General features: G+C 62.5%; 25 protein-coding genes, 1 tRNA gene and 4 pseudogenes. 17 read left to right on the top strand and 13 right to left on the bottom strand.

Annotation, left to right across the window (positions count from 1 at the left end; genetic code table 11):
* Nucleotides 1–61: 61 nt before the first annotated feature.
* Nucleotides 62–520 (top strand): annotated as a pseudogene (locus N2597_RS21515) (group III truncated hemoglobin); the annotation flags it as partial.
* A 13-nt stretch (nucleotides 521–533) separates the two neighbouring features.
* Here the strand turns inward: N2597_RS21515 and N2597_RS21510 are convergent.
* The 3 genes from N2597_RS21510 to N2597_RS21500 all read right to left on the bottom strand — a co-directional run bounded on the left by N2597_RS21510 (nucleotide 534) and on the right by N2597_RS21500 (nucleotide 3,106).
* Nucleotides 534–1,427 (bottom strand): EamA family transporter, encoded by an 894-nt coding sequence (locus N2597_RS21510; protein ID WP_077991304.1) that lies wholly within the window; start codon nucleotides 1,425–1,427, stop codon nucleotides 534–536.
* Between the two features lie 92 nt (nucleotides 1,428–1,519).
* Nucleotides 1,520–2,071 (bottom strand): recombination regulator RecX, encoded by a 552-nt coding sequence (gene recX / locus N2597_RS21505; RefSeq protein WP_038686272.1) that lies wholly within the window; start codon nucleotides 2,069–2,071, stop codon nucleotides 1,520–1,522.
* Between the two features lie 9 nt (nucleotides 2,072–2,080).
* Nucleotides 2,081–3,106, bottom strand: a complete 1,026-nt coding sequence (locus tag N2597_RS21500) for a histone deacetylase family protein (RefSeq protein ID WP_038686270.1) — start codon at nucleotides 3,104–3,106, stop codon at nucleotides 2,081–2,083.
* A gap of 133 nt (nucleotides 3,107–3,239) precedes the next feature.
* Here N2597_RS21500 and N2597_RS21495 point away from each other — a divergent pair, with 133 nt between their 5' ends.
* Nucleotides 3,240–3,851, top strand: a complete 612-nt coding sequence (locus tag N2597_RS21495; RefSeq protein ID WP_183599467.1) for an HAD-IA family hydrolase — start codon at nucleotides 3,240–3,242, stop codon at nucleotides 3,849–3,851.
* Nucleotides 3,852–3,866: 15 nt separating this feature from the next.
* Here N2597_RS21495 and N2597_RS21490 read toward each other — a convergent pair whose 3' ends face one another.
* Both N2597_RS21490 and N2597_RS21485 read right to left on the bottom strand, forming a co-directional pair.
* A complete protein-coding gene (locus tag N2597_RS21490; protein WP_009995107.1) occupies nucleotides 3,867–4,385 on the bottom strand; it encodes a GNAT family N-acetyltransferase in 519 nt (172 codons plus the stop codon).
* 23 nt (nucleotides 4,386–4,408) lie between these two features.
* Nucleotides 4,409–4,978 carry a type II toxin-antitoxin system RelB family anti-toxin gene (locus tag N2597_RS21485; RefSeq protein ID WP_009995108.1) on the bottom strand — a complete coding sequence of 190 codons (570 nt, stop codon included), beginning with the start codon at nucleotides 4,976–4,978 and terminating at the stop codon, nucleotides 4,409–4,411.
* Nucleotides 4,979–5,110: 132 nt separating this feature from the next.
* Between N2597_RS21485 and tenA the strand changes: the two genes are divergently transcribed.
* The 3 genes from tenA to N2597_RS21470 all read left to right on the top strand — a co-directional run bounded on the left by tenA (nucleotide 5,111) and on the right by N2597_RS21470 (nucleotide 8,375).
* On the top strand, nucleotides 5,111–5,809 hold the full coding sequence (tenA, locus tag N2597_RS21480; protein ID WP_010059890.1) for a thiaminase II: 699 nt from the start codon (nucleotides 5,111–5,113) through the stop codon (nucleotides 5,807–5,809).
* A gap of 77 nt (nucleotides 5,810–5,886) precedes the next feature.
* Nucleotides 5,887–7,719: a translation elongation factor 4 gene (gene lepA / locus N2597_RS21475; protein WP_039617341.1), complete on the top strand. Its 1,833-nt coding sequence runs from the start codon at nucleotides 5,887–5,889 to the stop codon at nucleotides 7,717–7,719.
* Between the two features lie 431 nt (nucleotides 7,720–8,150).
* Complete coding sequence (locus N2597_RS21470; protein ID WP_183599465.1) at nucleotides 8,151–8,375, top strand: type II toxin-antitoxin system CcdA family antitoxin; 225 nt, start codon at nucleotides 8,151–8,153, stop codon at nucleotides 8,373–8,375.
* A 1-nt stretch (nucleotide 8,376) separates the two neighbouring features.
* Here N2597_RS21470 and N2597_RS21465 read toward each other — a convergent pair whose 3' ends face one another.
* From N2597_RS21465 to N2597_RS21455, 4 genes and pseudogenes are all read right to left on the bottom strand, one after another.
* A complete protein-coding gene (locus tag N2597_RS21465) occupies nucleotides 8,377–8,829 on the bottom strand; it encodes a GFA family protein (protein ID WP_183599463.1) in 453 nt (150 codons plus the stop codon).
* A gap of 93 nt (nucleotides 8,830–8,922) precedes the next feature.
* Nucleotides 8,923–9,063: pseudogene (locus N2597_RS33745) on the bottom strand (DapH/DapD/GlmU-related protein); the annotation flags it as partial.
* Between the two features lie 294 nt (nucleotides 9,064–9,357).
* Nucleotides 9,358–9,438: pseudogene (locus N2597_RS33740) on the bottom strand (maltose acetyltransferase domain-containing protein); the annotation flags it as partial.
* 35 nt (nucleotides 9,439–9,473) lie between these two features.
* The gene (locus tag N2597_RS21455; protein WP_183599459.1) at nucleotides 9,474–10,211 is read right to left on the bottom strand and encodes a type 1 glutamine amidotransferase; all 738 of its coding nucleotides are present in this window, start codon (nucleotides 10,209–10,211) and stop codon (nucleotides 9,474–9,476) included.
* 126 nt (nucleotides 10,212–10,337) lie between these two features.
* On the opposite strand from N2597_RS21455, the gene N2597_RS21450 reads away from it, so the two are divergent.
* A complete protein-coding gene (locus N2597_RS21450; RefSeq protein ID WP_009990553.1) occupies nucleotides 10,338–10,631 on the top strand; it encodes an Rdx family protein in 294 nt (97 codons plus the stop codon).
* 2 nt (nucleotides 10,632–10,633) lie between these two features.
* Here N2597_RS21450 and N2597_RS21445 read toward each other — a convergent pair whose 3' ends face one another.
* Entirely contained in the window at nucleotides 10,634–11,053 is a 420-nt protein-coding gene (locus N2597_RS21445) for a BA14K family protein (protein WP_096763091.1), read from the bottom strand.
* A gap of 167 nt (nucleotides 11,054–11,220) precedes the next feature.
* Between N2597_RS21445 and N2597_RS21440 the strand changes: the two genes are divergently transcribed.
* Nucleotides 11,221–11,305 (top strand) — tRNA-Leu (locus N2597_RS21440).
* A gap of 167 nt (nucleotides 11,306–11,472) precedes the next feature.
* Here N2597_RS21440 and N2597_RS21435 read toward each other — a convergent pair.
* Nucleotides 11,473–11,769 (bottom strand): DUF982 domain-containing protein, encoded by a 297-nt coding sequence (locus N2597_RS21435; RefSeq protein WP_009984121.1) that lies wholly within the window; start codon nucleotides 11,767–11,769, stop codon nucleotides 11,473–11,475.
* 199 nt (nucleotides 11,770–11,968) lie between these two features.
* Here N2597_RS21435 and N2597_RS21430 point away from each other — a divergent pair.
* Nucleotides 11,969–12,189 (top strand): annotated as a pseudogene (locus tag N2597_RS21430) (DegT/DnrJ/EryC1/StrS family aminotransferase); the annotation flags it as partial.
* Nucleotides 12,190–12,194: 5 nt separating this feature from the next.
* On the opposite strand, the gene N2597_RS21425 reads toward N2597_RS21430, so the two are convergent.
* A complete protein-coding gene (locus N2597_RS21425) occupies nucleotides 12,195–12,527 on the bottom strand; it encodes a hypothetical protein (RefSeq protein ID WP_096763092.1) in 333 nt (110 codons plus the stop codon).
* Nucleotides 12,528–12,587: 60 nt separating this feature from the next.
* Nucleotides 12,588–14,198 (bottom strand): GumC family protein, encoded by a 1,611-nt coding sequence (locus N2597_RS21420; protein WP_106796063.1) that lies wholly within the window; start codon nucleotides 14,196–14,198, stop codon nucleotides 12,588–12,590.
* A 134-nt stretch (nucleotides 14,199–14,332) separates the two neighbouring features.
* Between N2597_RS21420 and N2597_RS21415 the strand changes: the two genes are divergently transcribed.
* The 9 genes from N2597_RS21415 to N2597_RS21375 all read left to right on the top strand — a co-directional run bounded on the left by N2597_RS21415 (nucleotide 14,333) and on the right by N2597_RS21375 (nucleotide 26,640).
* On the top strand, nucleotides 14,333–15,382 hold the full coding sequence (locus N2597_RS21415) for a glycoside hydrolase family 5 protein (protein WP_096763094.1): 1,050 nt from the start codon (nucleotides 14,333–14,335) through the stop codon (nucleotides 15,380–15,382).
* Between the two features lie 2 nt (nucleotides 15,383–15,384).
* The gene (locus N2597_RS21410) at nucleotides 15,385–16,665 is read left to right on the top strand and encodes a hypothetical protein (protein ID WP_183599457.1); all 1,281 of its coding nucleotides are present in this window, start codon (nucleotides 15,385–15,387) and stop codon (nucleotides 16,663–16,665) included.
* Nucleotides 16,666–16,721: 56 nt separating this feature from the next.
* Nucleotides 16,722–17,738 carry an acyltransferase family protein gene (locus N2597_RS21405; protein ID WP_096763096.1) on the top strand — a complete coding sequence of 339 codons (1,017 nt, stop codon included), beginning with the start codon at nucleotides 16,722–16,724 and terminating at the stop codon, nucleotides 17,736–17,738.
* Between the two features lie 217 nt (nucleotides 17,739–17,955).
* Nucleotides 17,956–18,840 (top strand): formyltetrahydrofolate deformylase, encoded by an 885-nt coding sequence (purU, locus tag N2597_RS21400; RefSeq protein ID WP_341356210.1) that lies wholly within the window; start codon nucleotides 17,956–17,958, stop codon nucleotides 18,838–18,840.
* Nucleotides 18,841–18,959: 119 nt separating this feature from the next.
* The gene (locus N2597_RS21395) at nucleotides 18,960–21,887 is read left to right on the top strand and encodes an aminotransferase (protein WP_183598700.1); all 2,928 of its coding nucleotides are present in this window, start codon (nucleotides 18,960–18,962) and stop codon (nucleotides 21,885–21,887) included.
* Between the two features lie 522 nt (nucleotides 21,888–22,409).
* Nucleotides 22,410–22,604 (top strand): hypothetical protein, encoded by a 195-nt coding sequence (locus N2597_RS21390; protein WP_009995469.1) that lies wholly within the window; start codon nucleotides 22,410–22,412, stop codon nucleotides 22,602–22,604.
* Between the two features lie 121 nt (nucleotides 22,605–22,725).
* On the top strand, nucleotides 22,726–23,721 hold the full coding sequence (locus N2597_RS21385; RefSeq protein ID WP_077995097.1) for a P1 family peptidase: 996 nt from the start codon (nucleotides 22,726–22,728) through the stop codon (nucleotides 23,719–23,721).
* Nucleotides 23,722–23,853: 132 nt separating this feature from the next.
* Nucleotides 23,854–25,383 carry an ABC transporter substrate-binding protein gene (locus N2597_RS21380; protein WP_183598698.1) on the top strand — a complete coding sequence of 510 codons (1,530 nt, stop codon included), beginning with the start codon at nucleotides 23,854–23,856 and terminating at the stop codon, nucleotides 25,381–25,383.
* 309 nt (nucleotides 25,384–25,692) lie between these two features.
* Nucleotides 25,693–26,640 carry an ABC transporter permease gene (locus tag N2597_RS21375; protein WP_183598696.1) on the top strand — a complete coding sequence of 316 codons (948 nt, stop codon included), beginning with the start codon at nucleotides 25,693–25,695 and terminating at the stop codon, nucleotides 26,638–26,640.
* Nucleotide 26,641 lies beyond the last annotated feature (1 nt).

The following is a 26,641-nucleotide window of genomic DNA, read 5'->3' as shown; positions in this document are numbered from 1 at the left end:
GGCGCGCCTGCGCAAACACCTATATGAGAGGGCGCCGCATCATGCGGCGCCGGGGTTCATGATGGATAATGACATTCAGGGCCGTCCTGCCCATGTCGCGGCGATCCGCGAAAGGGCGGAGGTCGAGATGCGGGCGATGGGCGTCGACGAGGTCTTCATCGGCAGGCTGGTCGAGACTTTTTACGGGCGCGTCCTGACGCATCCCGATCTCGGTCCGGTGTTCGACGCCAGGCTCTCCGGCCGCTGGCCGGAGCATATGGAGAAGATGAAGAGCTTCTGGTCGGCCGTCGCCTTCCGCAGCGGCGCCTATGGCGGCAAGCCGGTGCAGGCGCATACCGGCGTCGCGGATCTGACGCCGGATCTCTTTCCGAAGTGGCTGGCGCTATTTGCCGCAACGCTCGACGATGTCGCCCCGTCGCCGGAGGCCAAGGCCTGGTTCATGGGGACGGCGGAGCGGATCGCCAAGAGCCTGACGCTGTCGCTGTTCTACAATCCGGCGCTCGACGACCCCACGAAGAAGGCGGGCGGACGCATCATTGCCTGGCTGAGAAGGTTGCGCCGGCGCTTGCGGCAACGACCAGAGCCGTCCCTGCCATCTGCAGAAACGTCATCGGCTGCATCAGAATGAGGAAGCCTGCCAGAGCCGCAATGGCCGGTTCCAGACTCATGAGAATGCCGAATGACGTCGTCGGCATGCGCCGCAGGGCAATCAGCTCCAGCGTATAGGGCAGCAGCGGCACGAGAACAGCGAGGCCCGCCATTTCGATCAGGCCATAAGTATCAAGCGCCGGCGCTGCGCCCGAAAAGCCGAAGGGCGTCGCAACCGCAGCAGCAACCATCAGCGACATGGAAAGCCCTTCCAGGCCATTGAAGCTGGCGCCGATTTTCTTGGTCAGCACGATATAGATCGCCCAGCCCGTCCCCGCGCCGCCGGCAAAGAGAATGCCCCACATATCGCCGATCCAGCCTTCGCCGTCATGGGCAAGCGCCAGCACGCCAAGCGCGGCAATGAGCGGCCAGACGAGACGCCGGCTGAGACCGTAACCGATGGTCGCGACCGAAAGCGGGCCGAGAAAATCGATCGCCACGGCAAGGCCAAGCGGAATGCGCTCGATCGCTGCGAAAAAACTCATGGTCATCAATGCTGTCGTCGTGCCGAGAACGAGCGCGCTTGTCCATTGCTCTCTCGAGTAGCTGAAGATGCGCGGACGGACGGCGACGACCAGGATGATGGCGGCAAAGACGAGGCGCAGCCAGCTCGCGCCGGCCGGTCCATAGGTGGTGATCGCGTGGGAAGACAGAGCTGCGCCGAACTGGATCGAAGACATGGACAGGAGGCACATCAGCCCGCCGGCCGCCAGGCCAGAGGACGTTGCAGGCGTTTCCAATGCCAGCACGCCGGCGCCGTCGTTCGTTCCGTCTTTCATCCGCATCTCCGATCGAGCGCTCTTCATACGGAGGCCGCTTGCAACCGACAAATTCAATCTTCTGATCGAGGCAGCAAAAGACCTGATGCATCTCAGAGACGGCCGGAGAAGATCACCTCTTCGGCGTCTTCGACACTCATATCGAAGACCTTCCTGCCGATCTCGAAGCTGAAACCGTTGCGGGCGAAGGCCGACATTTCCTTTGCCTTGCGCTTGTCGTCGAGTTCGACACGACGAAAAGGGCCGAAGGCGCGTTTGCGGGCGAATATGGTCGCGGCATAGAGATCGTCAGCCTCTCCGAGTGCGGCCTCGACCTTGTCGCTCGCGACACCTTTGGCAGCAAGCTTCTGGGCGATCGCACGCTTCGACTTGCCGCCGCGTACGGCAGAGCGCGTGCTGATCTCGGCATAGGCGCCATCGTCGAGCAGCTTGTTGTCATAGGCAAATTTGACAGCGAAATCGGCAACGGCCTTGAGCTGGCCCGCGCTGATGTCTTCGAACTTCTCCCTGGCCTTGCGGGTGATGGCGTCGAAGAGCTGCTTTTCCGTCATCATCCGCCGCTCCAGGCGATAGATGGCGGAGTTGCGCGCCCAGCTCAGCATGCGTGAGGTCGGGATATCGGATGGATCGGTCTCGTCGGTCATATCAAGCGATCAGGCTTCCAGACCCTTGAGAACATTGGCGACATTGCGCCCGATCTCGGGAACGCCGTAGCCGCCTTCCATGCAGGCAAGCACCGGCAGGCCGGCAGCGGATATCATCGCGCCCATACGGATGAAATCGTCGGAGGTAAGGCGGAAGAAGGAGATCGGATCGCGCTCGAAGGTGTCGACACCGAGTGCGACGACGATTGCCTCGGCGCCGAAGGCCTTGATGCGAGCAAGCGCATCGGCAAGGGCAGAGGACCAGACCTCGAAAGGCGTGCCCGGAGGCATCGGATAATTGCGGTTGGTCCCCGTGCCCGCCCCCTCGCCCTCCTCTTCGGCATGGCCGAGGAAATAGGGAAAGGCGTGCATCGGATCGCCATGCAGTGAGGCGGTGAAAACATCGCCTCTGTGATAAAAGAGATCCTGGGTGCCGTTGCCATGGTGGAAATCGACATCGAGCACGGCAACCTTGGCCGCCCCATGATCGAGCAGCCGCTGGGCGGCGACACCGGCATTGTTGATGAAGCAATAGCCGCCGAAGAGATCGATGCCGGCGTGATGGCCGGGCGGGCGGCAGAGCGCGAAGGCGAAACGATGGTCCTCCGCCAGCCAGTCGGCGCCCGTTATGGCGCAACGCATCGAGGCGATCGCCGCCTCGTAGGAGCCGTTGGTGATCGAGGTATCGGCGGCATTGGCATAATGGCCGATCGCGCCAACGATATTGTCGGGCACGCGCTGGCTGGTGCGGCGCACCGGGAAGGAATTGGCGATCGCCTCGCCTTTGAAGCCGGCCGCCACCCATCGGTCCCAGACGGTGGCGAGAAAATCGAGATAGGCGGGATCATGCACTTTGTTGGCCGTTTCCAGCCCGTGTGCATCGGGCGCGACGACATCGGCAAAGCCCGCCTCCTTCACCGCCGCCAGGATCCATTCGGCGCGGAAAGGCGCCTCGAAGGGCGTCACCAGCTGGCCGGCGTAGAGCTCGGTCCTGGCGTCACGCAGCTTGTGATCCTCGGAATAGATGACGCGCATTGCAGATCCTGCCCCTGATTGAACATCGAGGTTTACACGGCTTCGCTCCAACGAAAAAGCGGCGTGTCGGCTTGATCGCCGAGCTAAATAACGCCACCTTCGCCGATATTTTCAGAACGAGGAAATTTTCCGCATGAAAGTGCTGATGGTCGATGTCGACGGCGTGCTCATTCATGGCCGGCCGGCCGATGGCCTGCCTCTCTTCACCTATCTGGAACGCGACCTTGGGCTGCGCCTGGACCTGCTGCAGCAGGCATTCTTCCAGACCCACTGGAACGATATCGTCATCGGCCGCGAGGCGTTGGAACCGCGACTCTCGGCCGTGCTTGCAGAGATCGCGCCCCATCTCAGCGCCGCAACCCTGATCGATTATTGGTTCGAAAACGATTCCCGCCTCGATCTCAATCTCTTGGAAGAGCTTGCCGCCCTCCGGCAAAGCGGTGTTGCCCTCTTTCTGGCGACCAATCAGGAGCACAGGCGGGCGCGCTATCTGATGGAAGAGGCCGGCCTCGGCGCGCATGTCGACGGCATCATCTATTCCGCCGCGCTCGGGCACCGCAAACCTTCGCCGGAGTTTTTCCGGCTGGCGACCGAACGCGCCGGCGCCCTGCCCGGCGAAATCGCCTTCATCGACGATATGGCGGAAAACATCGAGGTGGCGCGGCAGTTCGGCTGGAGCGCGGCGCAATGGACGGCGGGCGCCAAGCTGCACGAGACGCTTTCCGCCTTCAGCCATACGGCGTGAGTGGAGCCGGCGCAATCAGGCGAGCCGCTTGTAGAACAGGGTGGTATCGCAGAAGCCGCCTTGCGGCCACAGCGCGTAATCGGGGATGACGCCGACGCGCTCCCAGCCGAGGCGCGGATAAATCGCCTCGGCATCGCTGCCGGTTGCCGTGTCGAGCACGAGCAGGGTTTTGCCGCGCTTTCTCGCCTCCCGCTCGGCGGCATCCATCAGCAGCCGGGCGAGACCCCTGCCGCGAGCGGAGCGATGCACCAGCAGTTTCTTCAGATCACCGCGATGCGGCTGGTTCGGCATCTGGGCAGCGCCCACCTGCACGGTACCGACGATGCTGCCGCCGAGTTCGGCGACCAGCAGCAGATTGCCGCCCGCGGCAACGGCATCGGCGACGTCATGCCAATAGGACTCGGCATCTTCAGGCGCATAGGGCTGCATGAAGCCGACCGAAGCGCCGCCGGCGACGCAATCGGCAAGCACTTCCGACAGGGCGGGAATGGCGGCGCGCGCCTCCTCGGCGGAAAGGGTGCGAATGTCAGGCATGCTGTTCTCCTGAAATGAAGCTGTTATCGGCCGCCGCGATCGAGAACGACGCAATAGCGCGCCGGTGCGTTGCCGGGATTGTGGAACACATGACCCTCGCCGACCGGCATGAAGAGGCAGTCGCCGGGACGCAGGCGGTAGAGCGTCTCACCGGCCGTCATCTCCAGCTCGCCATCGAACAGCCAGACATGCTGCGTCATGCCGCGCGAGGCCGCGTGCGGGGGAAAGCTGACGCGGGCGCCGGCGGGAAATTCGACCTCGACAATATCGACATCGGAGGCCGTGCCGGGCGCCGAGACCGACCGCCTGATGTAACCGGTTTCCGGATCGCGCCAGACCTGCTGCTCCTGCCGGCGGGCGAGCGGCGAGGCCTGCTGCCCCTCCTCTGCGAAAAAGGCCGAGAGGGACAGGCCGAGGGCGGCGCAGATCCTTGCCAGCAGCGAGGCCGTCGGGCTCGCCTCGGCCCGTTCGATGCGTGAAATCATGGCGCGGCTGACGCCGGAGGCGGTGGCAAGATCGTCCAGCGTCAAGCCCTTTTCCAGCCGCAGCGTGCGGATGCGAATGCCGATCGCCTGTTCGAGTTGCTGTTCCATCTTCCGATCCGTTATCTACTATAAGAGAAATGCATGATCCGATGATGGAATCAAGCCCATAGGCGGTGCGCACGCACCTTGCTTTCACCGCAGCCTGGCCGGTATATGTCAGCGCGGTCGATGGAGAGACGAATGGACGCCAGCACGCAGAACACGGAACTGACGGCAAGCTTCACGACCGCCGCCTGGGACAGGATTGCGCCCATCATGGCCGAGATCGAGGCACTGCCGCTTCTGACGCGGCTCTCCGACGGCACGCTGCCGCCGGAAATCTTTCGCCACTACATCCTGCAGGACGCGCTTTATCTCAAGCACTATGCACGCTGCCTTGCCATCGTCGCCGCCAAGGCGCCCGACAATGCGCAGGTGCTGCGTTTCCTCGGCTCGGCCCAGAAGGCGATCACCGTCGAGCAGGGCCTGCATGCCGGCTTTCTCACCCAATTCGGCATCACGGCTGCGGATGTGACCGCGGCCGAGCCGTCGCCCACCTGCTTTGCCTATACCAATTTTCTGCTGGCCACAGCCTATCACCGCTCCTACGCGGTGGCGCTTTCCGCCATTCTCCCCTGCTTCTGGATCTACTGGCATGTCGGCGAGGCGATCAAGAACCGGCCGGTTATCGAGGGCAATGCCTTTCAGGCCTGGATCAACACCTATGGCGATCCGCAATTTGCCGCCGGCGCCCGCGAGGTGATCGCGCTGACCGACATAGCCGCCCGCGCCGCCTCGCCGGCGGAACGCATAGAGATGACCGATGTTTTCGTGCGCGCCTCGCAATATGAATGGATGTTCTGGGATTCCGCCTGGCGGCTGGAGACCTGGCCGGTCTGAGACGCGCTCGACCGCCTCGTAAAATAGCGTAAACGGCGGGATAATTACCGCTTTGCGGCCGGGGGCGGCGCTGCTATATGGCGCGCATGAGCACCAATTCGACCACTCCGCTGTCCCATATCCGCAACTTCTCGATCGTGGCCCATATCGACCACGGCAAATCGACGCTGGCCGACCGCCTGATTCAGACGACGGGCGGCCTTGCCGAGCGTGAAATGTCCGAGCAGGTGCTCGACAATATGGATATCGAGCGCGAGCGCGGCATCACCATCAAGGCTCAGACCGTGCGCCTGCACTACCAGGCCGACAATGGCGAGAAATACATCCTCAACCTGATCGACACGCCCGGTCACGTCGACTTCGCCTATGAAGTCTCGCGGTCGCTGTCGGCCTGCGAGGGCTCGTTGCTCGTCGTCGACGCCAGCCAGGGTGTGGAAGCGCAGACGCTCGCCAACGTCTACCAGGCGATCGACAACAATCACGAGCTCGTCACCGTGCTCAACAAGATCGACCTGCCGGCCGCCGAACCCGACCGCATCAAGGAACAGATCGAGGAGGTGATCGGCATCGACGCTTCGGAGGCCGTGCTGATCTCGGCCAAAACAGGCCTCGGCATTCCCGATGTGCTCGAAGCGATCGTCCACAAGCTGCCGGCGCCGAAGAGCCCTGGCGGCGAAAAGGCGCCGCTGAAGGCGCTGCTTGTCGACAGCTGGTACGACACCTATCTCGGCGTCATGGTTCTCGTGCGCATCATCGACGGCGTCCTGACCAAGGGCCAGACCATTCGCATGATGGGCACGGATGCGAAATACCAGGTGGAGCGCGTTGGGGTGCTGACGCCGAAGATGGTCAATGTCGACAGCCTCGGCCCCGGCGAGATCGGCTTCATCACCGCCTCGATCAAGGAAGTGGCCGATACCCGCGTCGGCGATACGATCACCGAGGACAAGCGGCCGACCGCACAGGCACTGCCGGGCTTCAAGCCGGCGCAGCCGGTGGTGTTCTGCGGGCTCTTCCCTGTTGATGCCGCCGATTTCGAGGATCTGCGCGCCGCCATGGGCAAGCTTCGCCTCAACGACGCCTCCTTCTCCTTCGAAATGGAATCGTCTGCCGCCCTCGGCTTCGGCTTCCGCTGCGGCTTCCTCGGCTTGCTGCATCTCGAAATCATCCAAGAGCGGCTGGAGCGCGAGTTCGACCTCGACCTCATCGCCACCGCCCCCTCCGTCGTCTACAAGATGTTCATGACCGACGGCACGGAACGCGAGTTGCACAACCCGGCCGACATGCCCGACGTCGTCAAGATCTCGGAGATCCACGAGCCGTGGATCCGCGCGACGATCCTAACACCCGACGATTATCTCGGCGGCATCCTGAAGCTCTGCCAGGATCGCCGCGGCATCCAGATCGAACTGACCTATGTCGGCACGCGCGCGATGCTGACCTACGACCTGCCGCTCAACGAAGTCGTCTTCGATTTCTACGACCGGCTGAAGTCGATCTCGAAAGGCTATGCCTCCTTCGACTATACGCTCACCGATCACCGCGAGGGCAACCTCGTGAAGATGTCGATCCTCGTCAACGGCGAACCGGTCGACGCGCTATCGATGATGGTGCACCGCACCGCCGCCGAAAAGCGCGGCCGCGACATGTGCGAGAAGCTCAAGGAACTGATCCCGAAGCACATGTTCAAGATCCCGATCCAGGCGGCGATCGGCGGCAACGTCATCGCCCGCGAGACGATCTCGGCGCTGCGCAAGGACGTGACCGCGAAATGCTACGGCGGCGACGCCACCCGCAAGCGCAAGCTGCTCGACAAGCAGAAGGCCGGCAAGAAGCGCATGCGCCAGTTCGGCAAGGTGGAGATTCCGCAGGAAGCCTTCATCGCAGCGTTGAAGATGGGCGACGAATAGGCTTTCGCAGGGCCTCTCTTCGACGAAGAGTCCTGAGTCTCCTTGGTTTGTTGACAAGCATCGCTCTATTTCTCCGTCGTCCTCGGCCTTGTGCCGAGGATCTGCCAACATATCAACCGGCTGCAGATGCTCGGGACAGGCCCAGGGACAGGCCCGAGTATGACGGAGGAGACGTGGTCACGCTCCATCAGTCGTTCAGCGAGATATAGGTCCTCATCCCGCCTTCCAGATTTGGCTTCGTCACTGGCGTAGCGAGTTTCAGAATCGAACTGCGAGAAGCTTCGACGGCATCCGGCCCGCGCGAATGAAGTTCTGAAAAAAGGAAAGCACGTCGGTCGCTGGGAAGTCGTATTGACGAGGTGTAGCGCCCGGAGAAGAACAAGGTATGATGCCAGCGCTAATGCGTTGGCATTTGCTAGGGAGAAGCTGCCATGAATGAAAGCCGAGCGACGGGAAAGCCTGCATCGGCTGGCGCAAATACCGATCCAACGATTAGCAAGCGCGGCAAAGCCCGTCAAAAAACAAGCGACGATGAAGCGCTGCCTCGTGCAGAACGCGAAAGACTTTGGCGAATTGAAAATGCCGAGGCGATCGCGGAGCAAAATGAGGATGTCGCAAAGCATGGCCTGCCGTTCGCCAAATACAGGCAGTTTTGAGTCACGCGCTGCCCATATATTCCTTCACCAGTCCTTCATAGGCCGCCATCTCGGGCAGCGCCGCGTAGCTGTGCACCGCGCCGGTCTCGGCAAAGGGCAGCTTCTCGCTCGTCCATGTCTCGATGTACGGCGTGAACCAGCTGGGGTCATCGAGCATCGTGACGCGCAGATTGACGAACCAGTCCATGCCTTCCGGGCGGGTGAACATCCAGCTCATGCAATGCGGGCAGAAGTAGTGTTTCGTCGTGCCGTGCAGGCCGCCGATGACCGGCTCGCCTTTCGTCACCTCGAAGCCTTCGCTGGGGATGGCGGCACTCAGCGAATAGGCGCTCGCAGTCATCCTCTGGCAGCCCGTGCAGTGGCAGGCCATGGTCAGCAGCGGCGGCGCGCTGATCTTCAACCGCACCCGGCCGCAACGGCAGCCGCCTTCCATGGGTAAATTGTGTGCCGTCATGATATCTCTCCCCTTCCGCCACGTGATCTAGCGGAGCTGGCGCCGTTGTCGAGGGAGCCCGCCGGCGTAAATCTCAGAGGCGGTTCATCGGGCGCGCGCCGGATTGCCGACCACGGTTGCACCCGGCGGCACATCCTTCGTTACGACGGCGCCGGCGCCGACGATCGCGCCATCGCCGATGGTCACGCCACTGAGGATGACGGCGGCCCCGCCGATCCAGACGTCGCTGCCGATCGCAACCGGCCGGGCGATCTCGATACCCTGGCTGCGCAGTGCGGGATCCTTGTGATGTTCGGCACAATAGATCTGCACGCCCGGCCCGAGCATGGTGCGGTCACCGATCGTCACCCGGCCGGAATCGAGGATGGTGCAGCCGGCATTGAAATAGACACGCTCGCCGAGGGTGATATTGATGCCGTAGGAGCAGTGAAACGGCGCTTCGATGAAGATGTCGGGCGCCGCGATCGCAAAGAGCGCCCTGAGCGCCGGGGCGACGGCCCCGCGCTCATCCGGGGACAGCGTGTTATGGGCGTGAACGGCGAGGCGCGCCTGCTGGCGCAGGCGATCGAGCTCATCGTCGAGGCAGCAATACCACTCACCCGCCGCCATCCTTTCAAATTCGCCTACCGGCATCGCTTCGCCTCTCAAGCCGAGGCCTCCGACAATATTCCGATCTCTGCCGGGGTGATCAGGCTGACCCAGGCACGCGCGATGGCCAGGCCGGCGGCACCGGCGGCAACGCCATGGTGCGCCGCCAGTTCGGCATGGTTTTCCAGCCACCCGGGGGCGATGCGGGCGATCGTTTCGGGAAATTCCGCCTTCCACTGCTCGACGACCGCTTGGTCGGCCTCGAAATGGAACTGGGTGCCGTAGACGGCGCGGCCGATGCGGAAGGCCTGGTTATCGGCGACGGAGCTCGTCGCCAGGCGCACCGCGCCCTCGGGCAGGGCAAAGGTGTCGGCATGCCATTCGAAGATCGTGAACTCGCCGCCAAGCGCCGATAGCAGCGGATCGGCCCGGCCCTCGGCGGTGACGCCGATCCTGTGCCAGCCGAATTCGCGGGCGGTGCCGAGATGATTGTCGGCGCCATAGGCGCGAGCGAGGATTTGGCTGCCGAGGCAGATGCCGAGCACGGCCTTGCCGGCATCGCCGAAGCGGCGGGCAAGCCGGGCGAGCTCCGGCAGGTAGGGATGGGCCTCGTCATCCAGCGCGCTCTGCTCCCCGCCGAGAACAACCAGCGCGTCATGGCTCGCTATATCGAGCGGCAGGATGCCGTCCTGCCAGACGCGAAACCACTCGATCTCAGCGCCCGCCTCGTCGAGCGCTCTGGCAAGCGCCCCAAGACCGGTATTCTTCATGTTTTCGACGACAGCGACTCGCATAGGCGTTCCCGATATGATCGACGTGGAGGAGACCATGCCGCAAGACCATAGGCAAGACGCTTCTATCAGAGCAATTGCGCGGCCACGTCAACGCGCTTAAACCAAGCGGAACGAAAGGAAATCGCCATGACCGAAAAAGCCCGCGTCTCGATCCTCTACTGCACCCAGTGCAACTGGCTGCTGCGCTCCGCCTGGATGGCGCAGGAGCTGCTGCATACCTTTTCCGACAGCCTCGGCGAAGTGGCGTTGATCCCCGGCACCGGCGGCAATTTCGAGATCCGCGTCAATGGCGATCTCATCTGGGAGCGCAAGCGCGACGGCGGTTTCCCAGGGCCGAAGGAGCTGAAGCAGCGGGTTCGCGACATCGTCGAGCCCGGCCGCGATCTCGGTCATGTCGACCGCGCCTCGCTCGAAAGCTGACCTCAGCGATAGGGCGATCGGCAGACCCGGTAGACGCCCTCATAGGTGAGGAAGTGATCGCTCCGCGGATTGTAGGAGCGGTACTCGTTGGTGCACCAGGCGATATGCTTGTTCATATCGCGAGCAGCCGGCTGAACCCTCCGCACCGGCGGCGGATCATAGGTCAGCTGCGGCCGCCCGGCCGCACCCGGCAGATAATAGGTCGGGCCGGCGCCGCGCGGGCGGTAGTTCGGCTGAACATAGGCGGGGCGATGCCATTGCTGCGGCCCGAAGCCGAAGCAGCCGCGAAAATCGCAAAGCGTCGAGCCCCTATTGAGCGGCCCGAGCCCAGGCTTACCCACCTTCGGCGAATCGGCGGCTGCAATTGCAGGCGACAGAACGGCCAAGAGGCCGGCGAGCAGAAACATGCGGGAAGCAGGCATCGTCCATTTCCTGTTGATCCTCCCTTATATAGGACGCCCAATGACAGGCGCTATGCCTGTCCGGCAGCACGCCTCCTGATGTGATCAGCAGTTTTTTGCCAACTGTCAGGAAAACTTCAAAAACCCAGTTGACAGTCGCCGGCCACCCCCTTACATCGCTCTCCGTCGCCCAGATGGCGGAATTGGTAGACGCGCAGGTTTCAGGTACCTGTGCCGCGAGGCGTGGAGGTTCGAGTCCTCTTCTGGGCACCATTCCAATATTGATCTCTACCAAGATCAGATAATCAAGCCTTCCAAAATGGCGCATTGGTACCTTCCAACGAAGGTCGTTGACGATGCGCTTATCGATATGGCTGGTACCATGATGCTGATTCTGGAAGCCTAACCAGCGCAGCCTATGATGGCGCGATTCCCGGCCTTCACGCCGCCATGTGCGGCGCCGTCTTCCCGCCGTCTGCAATCACCGACAAAACCACGATGCCGGCTTCTGTGGCGGCGCTCAGAAGCAAGTCCCTGAGTTCGTCCATTCCGGCCTGCCCGGTGATTGCATCGGCGCAAGCCTTCACGGCCGCGACATATTCCTCTCCGTCGTCAAGCGGCCATTCGATCATCAGAACCTCGGCTACGTCTCGGAGCGTCCGGACGATCTTGTACTTTCCCCGGCCCCCAATAAAGAGAACGAGAGGCGCAAAATCCACCGATGTGTTCCATTGCATGGCACTTTCTCCCCACGGATTAGAATATTAGTAATAATGCAATTAGCATGCCGCGCAAGGCGAAAGCGGCGTTGTTGCCGGACAGAACGGTTTTGTCCTTTTTGACCACCCGGCACCGAAGCGCATGAGTACCGTGATCAAGCTCAGTTGTTCCGTTGAGTCATCCCGCCTGTCGGGGCCTCAGCGAGCTCCGGCAGAAAATATCGACGCGCGAGTCTTCTTCTATCCCTCTCCAGCCTCTCCATGTTCGAAGACCTGCCCGGGAACGTGAACGCTTGGAGCATTACGGGCCGCGCAATCAATCTGCCCAGCTATTACGATATGAGCGAAGCCGATATCGGTCGGGTGGCGGCAACGCTGCTCGATGTGGCGGCCCGACGGTTCCGACAGGCGCACCCAACGGCTTTGTTGACCGGCTGAGGCGCTTATCGCACCGGCTGATAGTGGCCGCGCAGCGGCACCTTGCCGCCCATGGTGACGAAGCCGTCGCGCTCGCAGACATACATTAGCGTCGGCATGCCGCCGGAGCGGAAGATCTCGTCGTAGCGGCGGCGGATCTGGACGGTTTCAGTGCGGCAATTATAGGATTCCTCTTCCTTCTTGTCCGGCTGCGCCTTGACGCCGGGCAGACCCTTGTAGGGATAGAGGGCTTGAACGTCCGAATTCACCGGTTTTGACCAATCGACGGCAAAGGCGGAGGCTGGCGCAAGGCCTGATGTGGCAACGAGCAATATCGGAAACATCATCACAAGCCGCATGGAACTCTCCTGTCGGCATCGCCGGCCGCCCATAGGATGTAGGAAAACCGAGGATCGTGATCAAGCAGCCGCAGCGGGCGTTTTCCTGAAATAGCTTCTGACGATGGGATGGCTGAAGAGGCCGGCGAGGATCGCAAAGCCGGCGCCGACGACGAAACCGGCAAGCAGACCGCCGATGATGCCGGCGACCAGCAGGATCTTTTTTCCCGGGCCATCGGCCTTGACCGGCGGTTCGGCCGGCGAGATGACGCGAATGTTGCTCTGGCTGAGGTTCTGCTCCTCGCTCGTCTGGCTCGAGCGCTTCAGTACCGTCTCGTAGATATCGCGCGCCGCCGTCGCCTTGCGCTGCAATTCGTTCAATTCCACCTGCTTGTCCGAGGTCGTCGCCTGCAGCGCCTTCTGGACGGCAAGCTCCTTGGCGATGCTGTCTTCGGCGGCCTTCGCCTGCTCGTATTCGCCGCGTGCCGAGGTGGCGAGGCGCTGCAATTCACCCTTGATTTCGCCGGATATGCTCTGCAGCGAGGAGCGGGCCGCCTGCAGGCGCGGATGACGCGTGCCCATCTGGCTTTCGAGGCTGCCGACGGCGGCGGCTTGGGCTGCATATTGCTGACGCAGGCTGACCAGCGGCGAGGTGGCGCCGCCCTCGGTCTGATTGCCGGCGACGATGTCCTCGACGCGCAGATTGGCGACGGCGTCGGCGCGGGCCTTGGCCTGGATGGTCTTTTCCTGCGCCGTCACCAGCAGCGTGTTCAGCGAGCCGAGCCGCTGATCGGAAATCAGGTTGCCCTCGGTCGCGGCCATGTCGTTGTCGGCGCGGAAGGTCTCGACCGCCTGCTCGGCCTCCAGCACCTTCTGGCGCAGGTCGTCGAGGCGTCCACCGAGTGTCGAGGAGGTGTTTTCGTAGAGGCCGTTCGAGGCGCTGTTTTCCTCTTCGGTGAAGGCAGTGACGACCTGGTTGGCAAGCTTTGCCGATTTTTCCGGATCATTGGTCGTCGCGGCAAGCGAAACGACATAGGTGGTGGCCTGGCGGGTGATGACAAGCGCCTTCTGCAGGGTGCCGATGACGGCAGCGCCATCGGTGCGGCCGCCGGTGAATTCCGGATCCTGATCGAGCTTCATCGCCTCGACGACGCGGCGCAGCACATTGCCCGAAGTCAGAATCTGCACCTGGCTGTCGATCAGCGCCGAGATCATTTCAGGCGACGGACCGGAAGATTGCGCACCGGCCTCGGCAAGGCCGATCTGGCGCGGATCGAAATAGAGGCTGCTGACGGCCGTGTATTTCTGGCCGATGAACGGCGCCAGCGCGCCGCCGGCGACGGCGCCGAGAAGGGCGAGGGCAAGCACCACCAGGCGGTGGCTCCAGATCGCCGCGATGCTGGAGCGGAGGTCGAGAAGCGGAGCGGCGGGTGCCGACACGCTCTGCGGCGGCACATCAAACGCGGGCCGCTCGGCAGGCGGAGGCGACGGCTGTTCGTAACGGCGCGTTTGCGCAACGCTTGCCGGCGGCGGCACGAAAGGCGGAGGAGCGGGTTCGGGCGCCGGGCGGGCGAAATCATCCGGGCGGACGATAGGACTGCGCAGCCGCACGCCTTCCGGCGCAGGCTGAGGCGGCTCATAACTGCGCCAGCCGGGCAGCCGGCTTACTCTATTCCTGTCATACTGGCTCATACGCGCACTCGTGTCCCGCCCAGCGTGAAAGACTGAAGCCGAGGTGCCGAGACTTTAGAAATTCTTAGCTAACGGACCGTTAAGATGGGCCCGAGCGACGTCGATGTCGCGATTTGCCGTGATTCGAGGGTAGGATGAGGACGACACGACATCTGGTGGCGCTGCTGCTTGCGGCCGCTCTCACCCCGTCGTCGGTCTTTGCGGCCGGTGCGCCCTGCTATCGCGGCGTCAATCTCTCGGGCGGCGAATATGGCGAGCGCGGCGGCACCTACGGCACGAACTATATCTATCCAAGCGAAGAGACGATCGGCTATTTCGCCAAAAAGGGCATGACGATCATCCGGCTGCCCTTCCGCTGGGAGCGGCTGCAGCCGGCGCTCGGCGGCCGGCTCGACGATGACGAAATCAAGCGGATCAAAGATACCGCTGCTTTAATCCGCAAGCACGGCATGGCGGTCCTGCTCGACCCGCATAATTTCGGCTATTACGACAAAGTACAGATCGGCACTGCGCCGGCGACGGACGCCGCGTTCGCCGACTTCTGGGCGAGGCTCGCGGTCGAATTCGCCAATGAGAACGGCGTGCTCTTCGGCCTGATGAACGAACCGCATGACATTAAGGCAACGGACTGGCTCGATGCCGCCAACGCCGCGATCCGCGGTATCCGGGCCGTCGGCGCACGCAATCTCATCCTCGTGCCGGGCACGGCCTGGAGCGGCGCTCACAGCTGGGAAAAGGATGTGATCGGCGGCGCCAACGGCACGGTGATGCTCGGCGTGCGCGATCCTCTCGATTTCTACGCGTACGAGGTCCACCAATATCTCGACGTCGATTCGTCGGGAACCCATCCAACCTGCGAAGGTGCGGATGCCGCGGTCGAAGCGATCGCCGGGGTCACCGCCTGGCTGAAGCAAAACCACAAGCGCGGCTTTCTCGGCGAATTCGGCGCCTCCGCCGACAAGGACTGCATGGGCGGGCTGAGAGAAATCTACGCCACCATGTCTGGAAATAGCGACGTCTGGCTCGGCTGGTCTTATTGGGCGGCCGGCGAATGGTGGCCGGCGAACGAACCTTTCAACGTTCAGCCGCGTCAGGGCCCTGAGCGGCCGCAGATGCGGCTTCTCGCCGAGTCGGCCAAAGCCGATGCCGGCGCCTGCACCGCCGTCAAGCCCGCGGAGAACTGACCGTGGCAGCGCTCGATCAGAAAGCAGTGACGTTCACCGTGGCGAGCAACCGGGTCGATGCGGCCGCGAGTGGATCGCGCGTCGACCATCCGGTGCTCTGGCTCGGGCTGCTGTCGGTGCTCTATAACGGCATCCTGGCCTTCATCAACCACAACATCGTGCCGCTTTCGTTGACGCATGTCGCCGCCAGCGAGGGCCTGATTCTGGCAAGCGCCATCATCTACCTCCTCCATAAGGGGATTTACGAAACCGACCTGCCGGCCTTCCTGTTTCTGCTGTTCACGCTTGTCGTTACCATCTATGTCAGCGTGCTCAACCGCCTGCCGTTCGTCGATCATTTCCGCAATGTGCTGATCATTTTCTGCTTTTCCGGCCTCGGCGGCTGGAGCAACGAGAAAACCATGAAGCTGGCCTTTCGCTGGGCCAGCCTTGAGGTGCTGATCTTCCTGATCTTTGAGATCGTCAGCGTGCCGTTCTATGTCAGCATCGTGCATCCGTCCGATTATTTCGCCAATACGCGCGGACTGCTGCCGCTGAGCTACAATAAGACAGGCCTGTTCCAGAACGCACTCGGTTTTCCCGAGCGCTTCTCCTTCGGCATCATCGACCATCGCTCGTCATCGATCTTCCTCGAACAGGTGTCGCTCGCCAATTTCTGCGGCGTGATTGCGATCTATTTGGTGTCGATGTGGGACAGAATTAGCCGGTGGGACCGGCTGCTGTTCATCGCCACGGCAGTGCTGATCCTGGTGACGAACGATACGCGCACGATGCTGATCTTCTGTTTTGCCTGCATCGTCGGCTATTTCGTCTTTCCGAAGATCCCGAAGAATTTCAACTTGGCGCTGATGCCGCTGATCATCGCCGCAGGTTTCCTCGTCTACACCATGAAGCCCAATGCGACAGGTGACAATTTCACCGGCCGCATCAATCTGACGATGAAGAAGATCATGGAGCTCGATCCTCTTGCCGTTCTCGGCCTTTCGGTCGACAGGGTCGCCGAATTCGCCGACAGCGGCTATGTCTACCTGATCTACGCGGCGACCATTTTCGGCGTCATCGCCTTCTGGCTGTTCGTCTGCCTCTTCCCAGCAGGCCGCACGGCGGCGCAGCGGCGCTGCGCTCATTCACTTTCTCTTTTCATTTTTCTGAATATGATGATCGGAGGGACGGCGGTTTTCTCGATGAAGATTGCCGGCCTCCTGTGGTTCGTCGTCGGATATATGCGCTTCCACGACAACCCGCGCATCCGGCAGGGTCGTGCGGCAGATGTAACGAGTTGACCGCAGCCGCGCGGAAGGGACCGGCGCCGGCGCGAGCCCGAGGAGCAAGACGCTCGATGCTTGTCCAGCTTCAATATCTGCGCGCTGTCGCGGCGCTGATGGTCGTTTATTTCCATGCGATATTGCAGCTTGCCAAAGTCAATCCCGCCGTTGACGCGACGGCTTTTCTCTATGGTGAAACCGGGGTCGACATCTTCTTCGTCCTCAGCGGATTCGTGATGTGGCTGACGACGAGCGGGCGCGCGATGAGCCCCTTCGATTTCGCCCGCCGCCGCATCAGAAGGATTGTCCCGCTCTATTGGCTGGCAACGCTGTTTTCTGCTGTCGTGGCGCTGGCGGCCCCATCATTGCTGAAATCGACGGTGTTCGACCTTCCGCATCTAATCGCCTCGCTGTTCTTTCTGCCATGGGCCAATGCCGCCGATCCCGGCACGATCACCCCCGTCGTCGTGCCGGGCTGGACGCTGAACTACGAGATGTTCTTCTATTTCGTGTTTGCCCTCTTGCTGCCGCTCTCGGAAGCCCGCCGGATTCCGGCCATGTTTGCCGTCTTTGCCGTGATCCTGATAGCCTGCCGGCTGCTGCCGGAAACAACGGCCACCCGGTTCTACGGCGAACCGATCATGCTGGAGTTTCTCGCCGGCGTGGTGCTTGGCTGGCTATATGGGCAGAAGGCGCTCCTGCCGAACCGCTGGGCATGGGCGGCGCTCGCCATTGGCTTTGCGTTCCTCCTCGTCAACGAGGCGCTGATGCCGCCGGAGAGCCGGTTCTACGCCTGGGGGGTCCCGGCAGTCTTCATCCTCTACGGCGCGGTCTCCACCGATTTTTCCCGGCTGCCGGTTCTGAGATGGCTCAACTATCTCGGCGACTGCTCCTACGCCATCTACATCACCCACGCTTTCACGCTTGCTTTCCTCAGGGTCGCCGCCGACCGCCTGCCGATCGGCATCCTGCAGCAGCCGGTGCTCTTCGTGATCCTGTCGCTGGTGCTCTCGTCGGTCGGCGGTGCCATCGTCCACGAAATCACCACGCCGCGCCGCAAGGTGGCCGCAGCAAGCCGTCCGCCGGCCTGACTTTCGTGCCGAAGGCGAGAATACGCATCCCCACGGCGCTGGCGGCACAGTTTTTTGCGCAACTTCTCCTAAGCTAAGGCCTGGAAGCGAGAGAACTTGCACAAACGTGATGGTTCATCTTGCAATTTGTCGCATGAATGAAAGCGCACCGGCCTATTCGCGGCCCGGGCTTTGATCTAAGCACGGCGGCGCTCTTGAAGAGGGAAGAGGGACAGATATGAGAAGCTATGTATTGACGGTATCCTGCAAATCGACGCGTGTCATCGTTGCGGCGATTTCCAGCTATCTGGCGGAGAAGGGCTGCAACATCATCGACAGCTCACAGTTCGACGATCTCGATACCGGCAAGTTCTTCATGCGCGTCAGCTTCATTTCGGAAGAGGGGCTGTCCGGCTCGGCGATCAGCACCGATTTTGCCGCCGTCGCCGCACCTTTCGAAATGGACTACGAGTTCCACGACAGCGAAAGCCGCATGAAGGTGCTGCTGATGGTGTCGCGCTTCGGCCATTGTCTCAACGACCTGCTCTACCGCTGGAAGATCGGGGCGCTGCCGATCGACATCGTCGGCGTCGTCTCCAATCATTTCGATTACCAGAAGGTCGTCGTCAATCACGACATCCCCTTCCACCACATCAAGGTGACCAAGGAAAACAAGCCGCAGGCCGAAGCCCAGCTCGTCGAGCTCGTCAACCAGACCGGCACCGAACTGATCGTGCTCGCCCGCTACATGCAGGTCCTCTCAGACCAGCTCTGCAAGCAGATGTCGGGCAGGATCATCAACATCCACCATTCCTTCCTGCCGTCCTTCAAGGGCGCCAACCCCTACAAGCAGGCTTATGAGCGCGGCGTCAAGCTGATCGGCGCAACCGCCCACTACGTCACCGCCGATCTCGACGAAGGCCCGATCATCGAGCAGGACACGGCGCGCATCACCCATGCCCAGAGCGCCGACGACTATGTCTCGATCGGCCGCGACGTTGAAAGCCAGGTGCTGGCCCGCGCCATCCACGCCCATATCCACCACCGCACCTTCATCAACGGCAACCGCACCGTCGTCTTCCCGGCCAGCCCCGGAAGCTACGCCTCCGAACGCATGGGGTGAAGCCGCCAAGGCCGGCATCTCTTTTGCTGGCAAACGACAATCACCCGTTGCCTGCCGACAGCAAGTATTTGATTATCTCGCTCAACGGGTAATCGAATCATGCTGCGGGAGGGGGTGTCATGAACGACGAGGCGCTTGTTGATCGCATGGCGCTGCCGCGTCCCGACGTCACCATCGCAGACGCGGAAGAGATCCTGCTTGCCCATTACGGCCTGTCCGGCACGCTTGCCGAACTCGGCAGCCAGCAGGATCGCAACTATCGCGTCGACAGCGATCGCGGCCGTTATGTGCTGAAGATTTGCCATGCGGCTTACGAGACCCGCGAACTCGAAGCGCAGAACGCGGCGATCCATCACCTGAAAAGCAAGGCGGACGCGCCACGCGTTCCCACTGTGATCGCCACGAATGACGGGCGGGAGATCCTTGTCCTTACCGTGCGCGGGCAGGGCTATCAGGTCAGGCTGCTGGAATATCTGGAAGGTCGAGGGCTGACGGAACTGACATATCTGGCGCCGGCTTCCGTCGCGGCGCTTGGCGCTCTCTGCGCGAGACTGGCGCTGGCGCTTGCCGATTTCGACCATCCGGGCCTCGACCGCAGCCTGCAATGGGACCTGAGGCGGGCCGGGCCGGTTGCCGTGCAGTTGCTTTCCGCCATCACCGATAGCGCCGCGCGCGATCGGATCGCCAAGACCATGGTCATGGCCGTACGTCGCATCCAGCCGCTGGCGCCGTCGCTCCGGCTGCAGGCCGTCCATCACGACGTCACAGGCGACAATGTTGTCGGCCATCGCGATGCCCGTGGCCACACCATCCCCGACGGGGTGATCGATTTCGGCGACATCATCCGCGGCTGGCTGGTCGGCGACCTCGCCGTCACCTGCGCCTCGCTGCTGCATCAGGCGAATGGCGACCCCTTTCATATCCTACCCGCCGTCACCGCCTATCAGGCGATCTATCCGCTGAGCGACGACGAACTGAAGGCGCTGTGGCCGCTGATCGTCGCGCGCGCGGTCATCCTCGTCGCCAGCAGCGAGCAGCAGATTTCAGTCGATCCCGACAACGACTATGTCCGCGGCAATCTCGACCGCGAGCGGGCGATCTTCGATACGGCGATGTCGGTTCCGTTCGAACTGATGGAGGCCGCCATCCTCAAGGCGGCCGGCGTGGGCGTCGCCGCCCCGGACGCATCGGAATGGCTGCCGCTGCTGCCCGACATCGATCCTGCCGCGATCGCCTATATCGATCTCGGGGTGCAGAGCCCGCATTTTTCCGCCGGCAACTGGCTGAATGCCGATATGGACTGGCGGCTGCTTGCCCGGGCTGCGACCGAAAGCGGCACGGCGGCAACGCGCTACGGTGAATATCGGCTCTCCCGCGCGGCCCTCGCAAACACCAAGGAACAGGCGACCTGCGCTCTGCATGTCGATATATGCCTTGCGGCGGGAAGCGCGGTCGCAGCACCCTTTGCCGGCCGCACCGGCTGGAAGGACCAGCATCTGATCCTGACCTCCCAGACGGTGACCCTGCACCTCGACGGGCTCGACCTCTCGGTCGAGAATGAAGCCGAGGTTGCCAGCGGCGAGTTGCTGGGCACGGTCGCCGGAGAGGCGTCGTCGCTCGGCGGGCTGCGTCTCCAGCTCTGCAGCGTCGCGGGCCTCGAACCGCCGCTCTTTGCCACGCCGCGCGAGGCAGCGGCCTGGTCGGTGCTCTGCCCTTCACCCTCGCCCCTTCTCGACCGGCAAGCGGATGCTCCGCAACCGGAAACCGCTGGTCTGCTCGTCACTCGGCAGGCGCATGTCGCAAACGCGCAGAAGCACTATTATGCCGCGCCGCCGCAGATCGAGCGCGGCTGGAAAGAACATCTGTTCGATGTCGAGGGCCGCGCCTATCTCGATATGGTCAACAACGTCACCATCCTCGGCCATGGCCACCCCAGGTTCGCGGCGGCAATCGGCGCACAATGGCTGCGGCTCAATACGAATTCTCGCTTCCACTATGCCGCGATCGCGGAATTTTCCGAACGGCTCGCCGCGCTTGCGCCTGAGGGGCTCGATACGGTCTTTCTGGTCAATAGCGGCTCCGAGGCGAACGATCTGGCGATCCGGCTGGCGCAAGCCCATAGCGGCGCGCGTGATATGCTGTGCCTGCTCGAAGCCTATCACGGCTGGTCGGCGGCGAGTGACGCCGTCTCCACCTCGATCGCCGACAATCCTGAGGCGCTGAGCACCAGGCCGGATTGGGTGCATGCGGTCGTCTCGCCGAATACCTATCGCGGCGCGTTTCGCGGGCCCGACACGGCCGCGAGCTATCTCAGCGCCGTCATGCCGATGCTGGAGACGATCGACGCCGGCGGCCAAGGCCTGGCCGGCTTCATCTGCGAATCAGTCTACGGCAATGCCGGCGGCATTCCCTTGCCGGACGGTTATCTCCGGGAGATCTACGCCCAGGTGCGCGCCCGCGGCGGCCTCTGCATCGCCGACGAGGTGCAGGTCGGTTATGGCAGGCTCGGTCATTATTTCTGGGGTTTCGAACAACAAGGAGTGGTGCCCGATATCATCACCGTCGCCAAGGGCATGGGCAACGGCCATCCGCTTGGCGCCGTCATCACCACACGCGCGATCGCGCAGTCACTGGAGAAGGAAGGCCCCTTCTTTTCCTCGACCGGTGGCAGCCCGGTCAGCTGCATCGCCGGCACGGCGGTGCTCGATATCATGGCCGAGGAAAAGCTGCAGGAAAATGCCCGCACGGTCGGCGATCACCTGAAGGGGCGGCTTGCGGCGCTGATCGACCGTTACCCGATCGCCGGCGCCGTGCATGGCATGGGCCTCTATCTCGGCCTGGAATTCGTCCGCGACAGAACGACGCTGGAGCCGGCGACGGCAGAGACGGCGGCCATCTGCGACCGGCTTCTAACACTCGGCGTCATCATGCAGCCGACCGGCGATCACCAAAACGTGCTGAAGATCAAACCGCCGCTCTGCCTCAGCATCGAAAGCGCGGATTTCTTCGCGGACATGCTGGAAAAGGTGCTCGACGAAGGCTGGTGAGCGCGGCCTTTCCGACATTAACCAAATCGGTCATTTCGAGGCATTTCGATTTTTAATGAAACGGCCCATTGCCTGATTCAGCCGGGCTTCCTATGTCTGCTGCGGCGATCGAAAGAGTTTCGATTCTGTCATGCGAATTTTACGAAAAGCTGATATGTGTCTTTCCGTAAGTTTAGCTGGGATGGAATAGAATTTTCCGGATCGTCGATTTTTTGACACGTTTCGGAATATGTTTCTGACAGGCTATCGGGTAATGTCTACCAAGTTAGTAGATTACCAAGTCAGCCATCACCGGTCCCGGGCTCTTCCGAGACCACTCAAGCGCAACGCCAACGCAAGGAACGAGACATGATAGACATCGATATTCTCGCCACTTTCCTTTGGCGATCTGTGCTTGGCAATGACCGTCCGGGCGCCCTCTCCCGCCCGAACTGTCGAATGTGACGTTCGTCCTCCTTTTCAACGGTACCAGACAAGTCAATTCGCCATGGCTGCGCCTATCGCGCGGCAGGAGTTCTATCTATGAAGAAGCAAGTTATCGAATATGCAGGCGTTCCCGTCGGGATCGTCATTCCAGACGAAGACCGGCTGAAGTTCATCGCCGTGAAATACCACGTCCACGACCTCGACGAGCAGCGTTTCGCTTCGCCGGATGAGGTGCGGCTGGCCATTCACGACCTGATGACCCGCCGTCATCCGAAGCCCCTTCATGCCTGAGGGCATGCAGCCGCTGCCGCGTTTGGCGGCTTTCTGTTGTGACCGGTCCTTAGGGGCCGGTCTTGTTTTTTGAGGACAATTGCAGTCCTATCGGCGGCCCTTCGTGCACAAGGATCCGCCCTTGCCTGACCTTCTCAATCTGATCACCGATATTGACGGCGTCGCCGTCGGCCATGCCACCGATCTCACCCTCGGTTCCGGCGTTACGGTCATCGTCTTCGACGAGCCGGCCGTCGCATCGGGCACGGTGCTCGGCGGCGCGCCGGGCGGGCGCGATACCGGCCTGCTCGACCCGTCGATGACCGTCAACGCCGTCGACGCCTTCGTGCTCTCCGGCGGCTCGGCTTTCGGGCTCGACGCCGCCGGCGGCGTGCAGGCGGGATTGCGCGAGATCGGCCGCGGTTTTGCGGTCGGTTCGATGCGCATCCCGATCGTGCCGCAGGCGATCCTGATGGACCTGCTGAACGGCGGCGACAAGGACTGGGGCCTGCACTCGCCCTATCGCGACATGGGTTATGCGGCCTTGAAGGCAGCAGCCAAGGGCGCCTTCGCGCTCGGCACGACAGGCGCCGGGACGGGGGCGACGACGGCCACCTTCAAGGGCGGGCTCGGCTCGGCCAGTGCCGTCAGCAGCGCCGGGCACTGCGTCGCGGCTGTTGTCGCTGTCAACGCACTCGGCTCGGCAACGATCGGCGACGGGCCGCATTTCTGGGCGGCGCCCTTCGAGAAGGACGGCGAATTCGGCGGGCTCGGCATGCCTGCCGTGACCGACCACCGGATGCGGCTCAAGGGGACGAACACGCCGGCAACGACAATCGGCGCGGTGGTGACCGACGCGCAGCTGACGAAGGCGGAGGCGCACCGGCTTTCGCTGGCCGGCCATGACGGCTTTGCCCGGGCGCTTTTGCCGGCGCACCTGCCGCTCGACGGCGACACCGTCTTTGCCGCTTCAACAGGCAGGCATCGACGAGACGACATGGCAAGCCTGATGGAGCTTTGCCACCTCGCCACCATCGTGATGGCGCGGGCGATCGCCCGCGGCGTCTACGAGGCGAGCGCCCTTCCGGCCGAAGGCGCGCAGAAGGCGTGGCGCGACCGCTATCCAGACGGTCATTGATTGAATAGACATGTCTCGCAAAACTGTGCAGCGTTTGCGTCAAAGACATGCGGACAACAAAGACCGGAAGCGGCAGGCAGATCTGAAAGATCGCGACACGCCTTATGGTCGCAACCTGGTAGAATGGGCATGATGAATAAGCTTTCGTTTGCGCCTTCGGGACGTTTCGTCCGGCGGCTTTCCCTTGGCACTGCGCTTTCGGCCGGTCTGATGATGACGGCGATGACGCCGGCGGAAGCGGCGAAAACCACCCTCAACCTTGGCATGAGCGTCGAGCCGACCGGGCTCGACCCGACGATCGCAGCCCCCGTCGCCATCGGCCAGGTCACCTGGCAGAACGTGTTCGAGGGACTGGTGAGGATCGACCAGAGCGGCAAGGTCCAGCCGCAGCTGGCAAAGAGCTGGGAGGTCTCGCCCGATGGCCTGACCTATACATTCAAGCTGCAGACCGGCGTCAAATTCCATGATGGCGAGACTTTCGATTCCGCCAGCGCCAAGTTTTCGCTCGACCGCGCCCGCGGCGCCGATTCGGTCAATCCGCAGAAGCGCTTCTTCGCCTCGATCGCCTCGATCGAAACGCCCGATGCGAAAACGCTGGTGCTGCATCTCTCAGCGCCGACCGGCAGTCTGCTCTACTGGCTCGGCTGGCCGGCTTCGGTGATGGTCGCGCCGAAGACGGCGGCCGATGACAAGGTGACGCCGATCGGCACCGGCCCCTTCAAATTCGTCAGCTGGGCAAAGGGCGACAGGGTCGAACTTATCAGGAATGCCGACTACTGGAACAAGGATGCGGCCGCCAAGCTCGACAAGGTGACCTTCCGCTTCATCGCCGACCCGCAGGCGCAGGCAGCCGCGCTGAAATCCGGCGATCTCGACGCCTTTCCGGAATTTGCCGCACCCGAGCTGATGAGCTCATTCGACGGGGATGCCAGGCTCGTCACCAGGATCGGCAATACCGAGCTCAAGGTCGTCGCCGGCATGAACAATGCCAAGAAGCCTTTCGACGACAAGCGCGTGCGCCAGGCGCTGATGATGGCAATCGACCGCAAGACGGTGATCGACGGCGCATGGTCGGGCCTCGGAACGCCGATCGGCAGCCATTACACGCCGAACGATCCGGGTTATCAGGATATGACCGGCGTGCTGCCCTATGACGTCGAGAAGGCCAAGGCGCTGCTGGCCGAAGCAGGCTACCCCAACGGCTTGACCTTCACGATCAAATCGCCGCAGATGGCTTATGCGCCGCGCAGCGCTCAGGTGATGCAGGCGATGTTTGCCGAGATCGGCGTGACGATGAATATCGAGCCGACCGAGTTTCCGGCGAAATGGATCCAGGACATCATGAAGGACCGCAACTTCGACATGACGATCGTCGCCCATGCCGAGCCGCTCGACATCGACATCTATGCCCGCGATCCCTATTATTTCAACTACAAGAACCCTGATTTCAACGCGTTGATGAAGAAGGTCCAGGAGACGGCCGATCCCGCCGCGCAGAATGCGATCTATGCGCAAGCGCAGAAGATCCTCGCCGAGGACGTGCCGGCGCTCTACCTCTTCGTCATGCCGAAACTCGGCGTCTGGGACAGGAAGCTGAAGGGGCTGTGGGAGAACGAGCCGATCCCTTCCAACGTGCTGTCCGGAGTTTCCTGGGAGGAGTGAGGCGGCATTGATGCGGGAGGCGTGAGGCGTGGAGGTGAACGAAACGAAGCCTGACGGCGAGCCGTCCAATGCCGGTCACCGCCCTCTCCACCCCTCATTCCTGTGCTTGTCACAGGAATCCAGCGCGCCCAAATCCTTGGGCGCGGGAGACGCTCTTGACTGGGTCACGATCACTCACGGCGCAGACGCGCCGTGGCTGGATTCCTGTGACAAGCACAGGAATGAGGGTGGGTGGGGCGGTCGTCACATCACCTCGAAAATCCGGCGAGGAGGCCATCCCTCAATAGCCACACCCAAAGCGTGGCACCCATGATCGCCCTCCTCGCCCGCCGCTTCGCCGGTCTCATCGTTACCCTCCTGATCGTCTCACTGCTGATCTTCACCGTCATGGATCTCCTGCCCGGAGATTCCGCCGCGATCATGCTCGGCACCTCGGCAAGCCCGGAGACCTTAGCGGCGCTGCGCCATGATCTCGGGCTCGACCAGCCGCTGATTCTGCGTTACGGACAATGGCTGGCCGGCGTGCTGTCAGGCGATCTCGGCGAATCCTACACCTATGGTGTTCCGGTCGCGGAATTGATCGTCGAGCGGCTGGCGGTGACGCTGCCGCTGGCGTTGATGGCGATCGCGCTTTCGGTGGCGATCTCCCTGCCGCTGGGGGTGCTCGCCGCCTCGCGCCGCGGCCGTGCCTTTGATATCGCCGCAGCGCTGTTTTCACAGATCAGTATCGCAATGCCGGCTTTCTGGGTGGCCTTGCTGTTGATCATTCTGTTTTCGACGATGCTCAGACTGATGCCGGCTGGCGGTTTCCCGGGCTGGGGCGCCGGTTTGCTGCCGGCGTTGCAGGCGCTTGTTCTACCGGCAGTCGCACTGGCGATGCCGCAGGCTGGCGTGTTGACGCGGGTGGCGCGTTCGGCCGTGCTCGAGACGATGCATGAGGACTTTGCTCGCACCGCCGTCGCCAAAGGACTTTCGCGCAGCGCTGTGTTGTGGCGCCACGTCGTGCCGAACGCGCTGATCCCGATCCTGACCATGATCGGCCTGCAGTTCACCTTTCTCGTCGCCGGCGCAGTGCTGGTGGAAAACGTCTTCAACCTGCCCGGCCTCGGTCGGCTTGCCCTGCAGGCCCTTTCCCAGCGCGACATCATCGTGATGCAGGACGTGGTGCTGTTCTTCGCTGCCCTCGTCATCGTGGTGAATTTCATCGTCGATCTCTCTTACCTCGCGATCGATCCCAGGATGAGAAGGGCGGCTTGAC

It is taken from the genome of Rhizobium sophoriradicis (assembly GCF_025200795.1).
Taxonomy (GTDB): Bacteria; Pseudomonadota; Alphaproteobacteria; order Rhizobiales; family Rhizobiaceae; genus Rhizobium; species Rhizobium sophoriradicis.
This window is presented reverse-complemented; position numbering and strand designations above follow the sequence as displayed.